General features: G+C 67.5%; 1 protein-coding gene. It reads left to right on the forward strand.

The window, feature by feature from the left end; translation table 11 throughout:
• The first annotated feature begins 64 nt into the window (after nt 1-64).
• On the forward strand, nt 65-1,423 hold the full coding sequence (gene tnpC, locus N826_RS38935) for an IS66 family transposase (protein ID WP_044437978.1): 1,359 nt from the start codon (nt 65-67) through the stop codon (nt 1,421-1,423).
• Nucleotides 1,424-1,458 lie beyond the last annotated feature (35 nt).

Genomic DNA, 1,458 nt, shown 5'->3' on the forward strand with positions numbered 1-1,458 from the left:
GTGATTGCTCACGGGGTTGACAAAAAGGGTTGCGCTGGATCTCGCAATATGAGTGAACGTCTGGATGGAGAAGCCGCCGCGTTACCGCCTGAGTGAGGCTGAGAAGGACGCCCTGCTGGTCGAGCAGGCGGCGCTGATCGAGCGTCTGGCGGCGCGTGTTGCGGAACTTGAGGCTTTAGTCGGGAAGCCGCGCAAGACGTCGGCCAATTCGCACATTCCGCCGTCCAAGGATGGCCCCGGTGGTGCGTCCAGCAAGGCGGACGCCAAGCGTCGGCGCAAACCGCGTCCCTCGCGCCCCGGGGTGTCACGCCCCCTGGCCGATGATCCGGACCGGACCGAGCGCTGTCTGACGGAAGCCTGCCCGCATTGCCGGACGGCGGCACCCGAGAACGCCCAGCGGTGTCGTCACCGCTACGACCACATCGATCTGCCCGAGGTTCGACCGGTGGTGACACGGATCGAGCTGTTCGGCGGCCGATGCGGCGGTTGCGGGCGGCGCTACCGGGCCGCCCCGCCCGCCGCCATGCCGCCGGGCACCCCGTTCGGTCCCGGCATCCGGGCCCTGCTGGCCTATCTTCACCATAGCCATCATGTCGGTTTCGAGCGGCTCTCGCGGATGCTGAAGGAGTTGTTCGGACTGAGCATCTCCGAGGGCGCCATCGCCAATGCCTTCCGGCGCATGGGCACGGCGTTCGACACGGCCTGTGCGGCGATCAAGGCCAAACTCCTGGGCGCCCCGGTGATCGCGTCGGACGAGACCACGACCCGGGTCGACGGCGTGACCCATTGGCAGTGGGTGTTCCATTCCGAGCAAGCCGTACTGCACTCCATCGCCCCCAGCCGAGCCCGGGCGGTGGCCGCCGGAATCCTGGGCGGGCATCGGCCCGAGGTGTGGATCTCCGACCGCTACGCCGGGCAGCAGGAACTGGGGCAGGTCCATCAGGTCTGTCTGGCCCACGTTCTCAGGGACGTGCAGTACGCCATCGACTGCGGCGACGGCGTGGTCGCGCCGAAGATCCGCGATCATCTGCGCTGGGCCATCCGTGTCGGCAAGCGAAGACCGGAACTGAAGGACAGCACGCTGGCCACCTACGCCGCCAGGGCCGAGCGCGGCCTCGATGCTCTGCTCGGGGTGCCCGCCGCCCATCCCGCCGGACGCGAGTTGCAGCGCCAGATCAAGGCGTGGCGCTGCAAGTTCTTCGTCTTTCTCTCCGATCGCCGCGTGCCGCCGACCAACAACGGCAGCGAACAGGAAATCCGCCCGTCCGTGGTCTTCCGCAAGGTCACCAACGGCTTCCGATCCGACTGGGGACCAGCCATCCATGCAGGCTATCGCTCCGTCACCGGAACGGCCGCCCGCCAAGGCCAATCCGCCTGGACCGCAATCCGCCACCTCGTCGCCGGATCATTCGCCGTCGCCTGACTGCTCAAAACCCGCCAATACCGTGAGCAATTACA

Source organism: Skermanella aerolata KACC 11604 (assembly GCF_000936425.1).
Classification (GTDB): Bacteria; Pseudomonadota; Alphaproteobacteria; order Azospirillales; family Azospirillaceae; genus Skermanella; species Skermanella aerolata.